This is a genomic window from Clostridiisalibacter paucivorans DSM 22131 (assembly GCF_000620125.1).
Lineage (GTDB): Bacteria > Bacillota > Clostridia > Tissierellales > Clostridiisalibacteraceae > Clostridiisalibacter > Clostridiisalibacter paucivorans.
Genome location: NZ_JHVL01000074.1, coordinates 1 through 8288, shown reverse-complemented (window position 1 = coordinate 8288; position 8288 = coordinate 1). Strand labels below are relative to the sequence as shown.

Sequence of the window (8288 nt, the reverse complement as noted above, 5' to 3'; positions counted from 1 at the left end):
TCTATATCTTCTGCTGTAGCTACTCCATCTGCCAATATACCCACTGCTTCATTTATCATTGGTATAAGTATTCTATTAACTACAAATCCTGGAGCCTCTTCTACTTCTACTGGACTCTTTCCTAAATCCTTTGATAATTCTACTATGGTATTCTTTGTTTCATCTGATGTTGCTATACCCTTTATTACTTCTACTAATTTCATAACTGGTACTGGATTAAAGAAATGCATTCCTATTACCTTATCTGGTCTTTTAGTAGCACTTCCTATTTCTGTTATTGATAATGAAGATGTATTTGATGCCAATATAGTTTCTGCTTTACATACTTCATCTAATTCTGCAAATATCTTCTTTTTAATATCCATATTTTCTACTGCTGCTTCCACAACTAAATCTACATCTTTTATATCTTTTAATTCTGTTGTTATTGTTATTCTTGCTCTTATATCATTTCTAGCTTCTTCTGTAAGCTTTCCTTTTGATACTGCTCTATCTAAGTTCTTAGTTATAGTAGCAACACCCTTATCTAAAAATTCTTGCTTCAAATCTCTTATAACTACTTCATGTCCTGATTGTGCAAATGTTTGAGCTATACCTGAACCCATGGTTCCTGCTCCTAATACACATACTTTCATATTGATTTCTCCTCCTTTTTGGTTTTAGCAAAGGTTTTCACTTTCTCTCACACCCATATATAAAGCAAAAACTATACCAAATATATAAAAAACACTATTTTTCGTTAACTTTATATATAAATTTACTCTCTTTAAATATGCATTTTTCAATGCTAAACACCTTTAAAAAACAAAAAATAAAAAAAGACATGATTTTTATAAACCATGTCTTTTTGAGTTTTTTCCTGTTATATATTTATTTTTTTATGAAAAGTGTATATATATTTTACATATTTGATTGTTAAGTCATTAACTTCATGATATGCCATAGTTTACCCGCAGTATATACTTTTTACATGTTTATTTTTTTTACATTTCTTGCAGACTATATACTTTCATTTCTTCCTCTTTATCTTCAACTATATTCAATAGAGCATTAACTGTATCCAGTGATGTAAACACATCTATAGAGTTTTCCAAAGCCTTTCTCCTTATCTTAAACCCGTCTCTTTTGCTTTGATTCCCCTTAGTAGGAGTATTTACTACAAAATCTATCTCTTTATTTTTTATAATATCTAAGATATTTTTTCCTTTATCATCTATTTTACCTATAACTTCTGCATCTATATTATTTTTCTTTAAAATTTTATATGTGCCTACGGTACTGTATATCTTAAATCCTAATTCACTTATCTTTTTTGCCATATTAACAAATTCTAATTTGTGTCTATCTCCTATGGTAGCTATTATAGCCTTGTTTTTAAATTGTAAATTAAATCCTGCCGCTATAAATGTCTTATACAATGCTTCTTCTATATTTTTTCCTATCCCTAATACCTCTCCTGTAGACCGCATCTCTGGTCCTAAGCTTACCTCCAACCCTGGTAACTTTCTGGTCGAAAACACTGGGCCCTTCACACTAATATAGTCAGCTTCTCTATATATACCTGTATCATACCCCATAGACTTTAATTTTTTCCCTAATGTAACCATAGTTGCAACCTTTACTATATTTACTCCGGTAACCTTGCTTATATACGGTATAGTCCTACTAGATCTAGGATTTACTTCGATTACATACAATATATCATTATCTGCTATAAACTGTATATTTATTACCCCTATAACTTCTAACTCTTTAGCTAGATTTTCAGTATACATCAATATTTTTCTTTTTATATCCTCAGATACTCCATAAGCAGGATACATGGTCATACTGTCTCCCGAATGAACTCCTGCCCTTTCTAAATGCCTCATTATACCTGGTATCAATACATCTTTCCCATCATATATGGCATCTACTTCTAATTCTATGCCTTTTATATACTTATCTATCAATATGGGATTATCCAATTTCTGTACTATATTCTCATCTAAATATCTAATAAGTCCTGCTTCCTCGTCTATTATCTCCATTCTGCTACCTCCCAATACATATGAAGGTCTAACCAATAGAGGATAACCTATCTTATTTGCAAATTTCAGTCCCTGTTCTTTAGTAAATATGCCCTTTCCTTTAGGCCTTACAATATTAAGTTTTTCCAACACATTATCAAATTTTTCCCTATCTTCTGCTTGATCTATTCCCTTTTTCTGGGTTCCTAATATTTTTATGCCTTTTTTATCTAGAAATTTAACTAATTTTATAGCTGTTTGTCCTCCAAACTGAAGTATTACTCCATCGGGCCTTTCTTTTAATATTACATTATATACGTCTTCCTCGGTAAGAGGTTCAAAATATAATCTATCAGATATATCAAAATCTGTACTAACTGTCTCGGGATTGTTATTTACTACTATAGTTTCAATACCCATTTCCTTCATAGCCATTACACTTTGAACACTGCAATAGTCGAACTCTATACCTTGACCTATCCTTATGGGACCAGACCCTACTATCAATACCTTTTTGTTTTCAGAAGGAATTACCTCATCATACTGTTCATAAGTAGAATAATAATAAGGTGATACAGCCTCAAATTCTCCTGCACAGGTATCTACCATTTTATATGAAGGTATTATATTATAATTTTCTCTTAAGTTCAATATAGTATCCAAATCAACATCTAATAATTCCGATATCCCTTTATCAGAAAATCCTAATCTTTTTAATGTCAATAGCACATCTTTATTCAAATCTTTTATACTCATATTTTTCAGTTGCTCTTCCCATTGTACAATTCCCTTTAACTTATTTAGAAAATATAGGTCTATCCCTGTAATCTTACTTATCATCTCCACCCTATAATTTTCTCTGAGCATCTGAGCTACATAAAATATCCTGTCGTCATCTGGGGTAATTATATTTTCCTTTAATTCCTTCAAGCCTTTTCCCATTGACTGTTTAAAGTCTAATGAATATTGTCCTATCTCTAAAGACCTTATGGCCTTTAAAAATGCTTGTTCAAAATTGGCACCTATAGCCATAACTTCTCCTGTAGCCATCATCTTTGTCCCCAAATGCTTATATATATTCTTAAATTTATCAAAGGGCCATTTTGGAATCTTTACTACTACATAATCTAGACTTGGCTCGAAACAAGCATATGTCTTCTCTGTAACGGGGTTTATAATTTCATCTAAAGTATATCCCAATGAAATCTTAGCAGCTACCTTTGCTATGGGATATCCTGTAGCCTTTGATGCCAAGGCTGAGGAGCGACTAACCCTAGGATTGATTTCTATTACTGCATACTCCATACTTTCAGGGTTCAATGCAAATTGTACATTACATCCTCCCTTTAAATCTATTGCATCTACTATATTAAATGCAGCACTCCTAAGCATTTGGTACTCTTTATCCGACAATGTTTGACTAGGAGCTACTACTATACTATCTCCCGTATGAATACCCACTGGATCTATGTTTTCCATATTACATACCGATATACAATTACCCTTTCCATCTCTCATTACCTCATATTCTACCTCTTTATAGCCTTTTATAGACTTTTCAAGAAGTACTTGAGATACAGGACTTAAGGACAATCCCAGCTGTAATATTTCCTTCAGTTCCTCTAAGTCCTCAGCTATACCTCCACCTTCTCCTCCCAATGTATAGGCAGGCCTTACGATTATAGGAAATCCTATTTTCTTAGAAAATTCTACCCCTTCTTCCAATGTAGATATGGTTTTACTATCTATTATAGGTTCTCCTATATCTTTCATTAGCTGTCTAAAAAGTTCCCTATCTTCTCCTTTTTTTATTGACTCTATAGATGTACCTATTACTTTTACTCCATATCTATCCAATACATCTGCATCATATAGCTTAACCGCCATGTTTAGACTTGTCTGCCCTCCCATAGTAGCTAATAATGCATCAGGTCTTTCCTTTAATATTATCTTTTCTATAAATGCTACAGTCAGAGGCTCGATATATACCTTGTCTGCAATAATCTTATCTGTCATTATAGTAGCTGGATTACTGTTGACTAAAACTACCTCTATACCTTCTTCCTTTAACGCCCTTACAGCTTGTGTTCCTGAATAGTCAAACTCTGCCCCTTGCCCTATTACTATGGGCCCTGAGCCAATTACTAATACCTTTTTAATATCTTTATCCTTAGCCATAACTAATTCCTCCCCTCTGATGCAAGTTCTATAAACTTATCAAATAACTTATTACATTCCACTGGTCCTGGGGAAGCCTCAGGGTGAAATTGAATAGTGAATATATTTTTAGTATTATGTGCCATGCCCTCTATAGTATTATCATTTAAACTTATATGGGTTATATGAAAATCTTCTGGTACTTTTTCTACCACATATCCATGATTTTGAGATGTTATATATATCTTTTCTGTAGATATATCTTTTACAGGGTGATTACATCCCCTATGACCAAATTTAAGTTTTACAGTATTGGCCCCAAAGGATAATGCCATTAGCTGATGTCCTAAACATATACCTGCTATTGGTTTATATTCAGACAATATCCTTATAACTTCTGGTATACATTCTAAGTCCTTTGGGTCTCCAGGCCCATTAGATAAAAATATTAAATCGGGATTATATGACAATATTTCATCACTTGTTGTTTTTGCAGAAAACACAGTTACTTTACAATCTCTATCTAAGAATCCTTTTATTATACTTTCCTTTATACCAAAATCTATTATTGCTACATGTCTATTCTTTCCTAATTTATTCAACTGATACACTTCTTTAGTTGTAACACTGTCCACAGCTCTTTTATTAGAAAAATTATCAAATTTATTTTTTATTTGACTTTCAGTTAAATCTCTAAGGGCTATTATTCCCTTCATAGTACCCTGGTCTCTTATTGTCCTAGTGAGAGCTCTAGTATCTATATCATAAAGTCCTATTATACTATTGGATTTTAAATAACCTTCTAAATCCATTTCACATCGAAAATTATTAGGGTGCTTTGCATATTCTCTAACTACAATTGCATTTACCTTGGGGCTATTGGACTCCATATCATCTAAATTTATTCCATAATTTCCTATGAGAGGGTAAGTCAATGTCACTATTTGTCCATAATATGATGGATCTGTAAGTATTTCCTGATATCCTGTCATACCTGTATTAAATACCACTTCTCCCACAGATTCCTTTAAATATCCAAATGCATTTCCTTCAAATATCATTCCATTTTCTAATATCAATTTAGCCTTCAATACAAATCACTCCTTTTTGACCTCTCAGAATCAAATTAAAGTAGCTGAAACATTACTTTATAAATCTGCTTCCTGGGCTTTCTAACTCTAATCCTTTATCACATAATTTACAATCACCTGGTTCATATATTTCTATTTCTAATTTTATTGCACTATATATATCTAAATCAAATTTGCAATCTGAGGCTCTCCTATCTACTATACATGCCAAACCAACCACTTCTGCCCCCATGCTTTCTAATAACCTTTTAACTTCATAAGAAGACTTTCCTGTAGTAATTACATCTTCACATATAAGTATCTTTTGCCCTTTTTTCACTGAAAATCCTCTTCTCAACTGCATAATTCCATCTTTTCTTTCAGTAAATATGGCATCTTTATCCATTTGTCTTGCCAGTTCATATGCAGCAATTATTCCTCCCATTGCTGGTCCCACTATTAAATCTATATCTAAATCTTTAATCTGTTCTTTTATATATCTCATCAATTTTTCAGCTCTTTTAGGATTTTGTAATGCCTTAGCACATTGTATATACATATTGCTATGATTTCCCGATGACAATTTAAAATGCCCTTCTAATACTGCTTCTCCTTCTTTTAACAGGTTGAAAATATCTCTATCCACAAAATTCCTCTCCTTTATATAATATTTTTCCTCTTTTCATAGTAAACAATATCTTGCCTTGTACATACATATCATTAAAGGGTGTATTCTTGCCTTTAGATATAAATGTATCTTTATCTATCTTGTATTGGTGATTATCATCTATTAAGACCAGATTGGCCTCATACCCTTCCTTTATCAAACCACTATTTAAGCCCAGTATTTCGCCTGGAATTTTACTCATCATTCTACTTAACACAGTCAATTCTATATCCCATTCTTTGAATTTCTTATTGACCATAGCAAATGCAACCTCTATATTAGATATACCTGGGCTCCCTTTTTTCTTATCCTCTTTACTATGAGGGGCATGGTCTGTTGCTATAATATCTATATATCCTTTTTTTATTGCATTCATTATCGCTCTATTGTCTTCCTTGTCTCCAATAGGTGGATTTACCCTATAATCTAGATCATGAGAAAATATATGATGTGGAGTTACTTCACAGGTAAATTTACTTCCTCTATTTTTGGCCCTCACTATTTCTCCTATACTTTCCTTTTCACTTACATGACATATGTGTAGATTTCCGCCAAAATCTTCCAGTATCTTTAAGTCCCTTTTAATCAACTGTGATTCAGGCTGACAATGGGTCAATATCTTTATATCAAACTCTCTAGAGGCCATTAATGCCCTCTCCATAATTTCTTGATTCATTATCGAATACCCATCATCTGAAAATAATTGAGTTGCTTCCTTCATTGTCTCAAAATCTATAAGTTCTTTCCCTTGTAAACCCTTTGTTACAGCTGATATTTGATATATATCACATAAACTCTGTTCATTTGCTTTTTCTTTTATATATTTCATTACTACTTCATTGTCACAAGGGGGATTGGTATTGGCCATTGGACATAATATGGTATATCCCCCACTTAGTGCTGCCTTCTGCCCTGTAAACATGGTTTCTTTATATTCATACCCTGGTTCTCTCAAATGAGTATGCATATCTATAAAAGATGGCATCAATGTTTTTCCCATTCCATCTATTACTATATCTATATCTTCATAATTAATAATATCTGCGTGCTTTATCACCTTATGCACAATGCCATCTTTTATACATATATTGCCATATATACTCTGTTCCCCATCCACTATATGAACATTCTTAATTAGCAATATCATGATGTATTTCCCTGCCTTTCACTTTATTATCACAATATAAACATCCATAGGTATCTTTGTCTATATGATAAAATAATGGCTCAACATTTTCTGTATTTGTAATACACTTAGAATTTCCACATTTACAATCATAAAGCCTAATTCTTTCTTCTGGTATTTTTATCGGATTAAGAGACTTTTCACTAAGTCCCAATAGTTTCATTATCAATGCCATCCTTATATACATTCCATACTTGGTCTGTTGAAAATATACTGCCCTAGAATCTTCATCTACGTCTACATTTATTTCATTTAACCTTGGCAATGGATGTAATATCAACATATCTTTTTTCGCTTTACTTAATTTATATCTATCAAGAATATAACTATCCTTTAATCTCAAGTATTCTTGTTCAGAACAAAATCTCTCTTTTTGAACTCTAGTCATATAGAGTATATCTAAATCCTCTATACAATCCTCTATATTCCTTACTTCACAATATTTATTTTTTACATGAGATTTTATATATTGAGGCATTTGAAGTTCCGTTGGGGAAATAAATACGAATTGTATATTTTCATATAGAGATAACGCCTTGACGAGGGAATGGACTGTTCTTCCGAACTTTAAATCACCACAAAGTCCAATCTTAAAATTTGATATATGTCCTTTCAACGCTTTTATCGTGAGTAAATCTGTCAATGTTTGGGTTGGATGAAGGTGACTTCCATCACCCGCATTAATAACAGGTACATAAGATGTAAAACTTGCAGCCTTTGGCGCTCCTTCTATAGGATGTCTCATTGCTATTATGTCAGTATATCCCGATATGGTTCTTATTGTGTCCTGTGTGGATTCTCCTTTAGTCACAGAAGATGAAGCCACCTCAGAAAATCCTATTACATTACCACCTAATCTATTCATAGCTGCTTCAAAACTAAGTCTTGTTCTAGTTGAAGGTTCGAAGAATAGGCTACCCAATATTTTACCACTACATACATTAGCATATTCCTTTGGGTCTTTAGCTATCTTTTCTCCTAATTCCAGTAAATCATCTATTTCTCCTTTAGAAAAATCCATAGGTGAAATTAAATGTCTTTTATTATTCATTAAGTTACCTCCTCGTATAATATGTTTAGAACCACTCTTAAAAGTGTTCTAAGCATATTAATTTATTTTATTTCTTATTACACTTTTACAAAGAGATATCCTAAGGCTAAAATATACTTATAGAATAATTAGCGAAGGATAATTCTTT

Annotated in this window: 6 protein-coding genes and 1 pseudogene; all 7 read right to left on the bottom strand. The window is 32.3% G+C overall.

Annotation, left to right across the window (positions count from 1 at the left end; genetic code table 11):
- A partial coding sequence (locus Q326_RS0114395) for a 3-hydroxyacyl-CoA dehydrogenase NAD-binding domain-containing protein (protein WP_026896007.1) occupies positions 1–635 on the bottom strand: 635 nt, incomplete at its 3' end.
- A 348-nt stretch (positions 636–983) separates the two neighbouring features.
- Positions 984–4187, bottom strand: coding sequence for a carbamoyl-phosphate synthase large subunit (gene carB / locus Q326_RS0114385; protein ID WP_026896006.1), 3204 nt, complete (start codon positions 4185–4187; stop codon positions 984–986).
- Between the two features lie 2 nt (positions 4188–4189).
- Positions 4190–5257: a glutamine-hydrolyzing carbamoyl-phosphate synthase small subunit gene (gene carA, locus Q326_RS0114380; protein ID WP_026896005.1), complete on the bottom strand. Its 1068-nt coding sequence runs from the start codon at positions 5255–5257 to the stop codon at positions 4190–4192.
- Positions 5258–5309: 52 nt separating this feature from the next.
- Positions 5310–5882, bottom strand: a complete 573-nt coding sequence (pyrE, locus tag Q326_RS0114375; RefSeq protein WP_026896004.1) for an orotate phosphoribosyltransferase — start codon at positions 5880–5882, stop codon at positions 5310–5312.
- A complete protein-coding gene (locus tag Q326_RS0114370; RefSeq protein WP_026896003.1) occupies positions 5875–7050 on the bottom strand; it encodes a dihydroorotase in 1176 nt (391 codons plus the stop codon). The genes pyrE and Q326_RS0114370 overlap by 8 nt, the downstream gene beginning before the upstream one ends.
- Positions 7034–7252 carry a hypothetical protein gene (locus Q326_RS18920; protein WP_245592117.1) on the bottom strand — a complete coding sequence of 73 codons (219 nt, stop codon included), beginning with the start codon at positions 7250–7252 and terminating at the stop codon, positions 7034–7036. Before Q326_RS18920 ends, Q326_RS0114370 begins: the two co-directional genes overlap by 17 nt.
- Positions 7235–8140 (bottom strand): annotated as a pseudogene (pyrB, locus tag Q326_RS17530) (aspartate carbamoyltransferase); the annotation flags it as partial. The pseudogene pyrB and the gene Q326_RS18920, both read right to left, overlap by 18 nt.
- Positions 8141–8288 lie beyond the last annotated feature (148 nt).

Excerpts from the sequence above, each read along its gene's own strand:
- carB (WP_026896006.1), bottom strand. The coding sequence starts at position 4,187 with ATGGCTAAGGATAAAGATATTAAAAAGGTATTAGTAATTGGCTCAGGG.
- Q326_RS0114370 (WP_026896003.1), bottom strand. The coding sequence starts at position 7,050 with ATGATATTGCTAATTAAGAATGTTCATATAGTGGATGGGGAACAGAGT.
- Q326_RS18920 (WP_245592117.1), bottom strand. The coding sequence starts at position 7,252 with ATGAAACTATTGGGACTTAGTGAAAAGTCTCTTAATCCGATAAAAATA.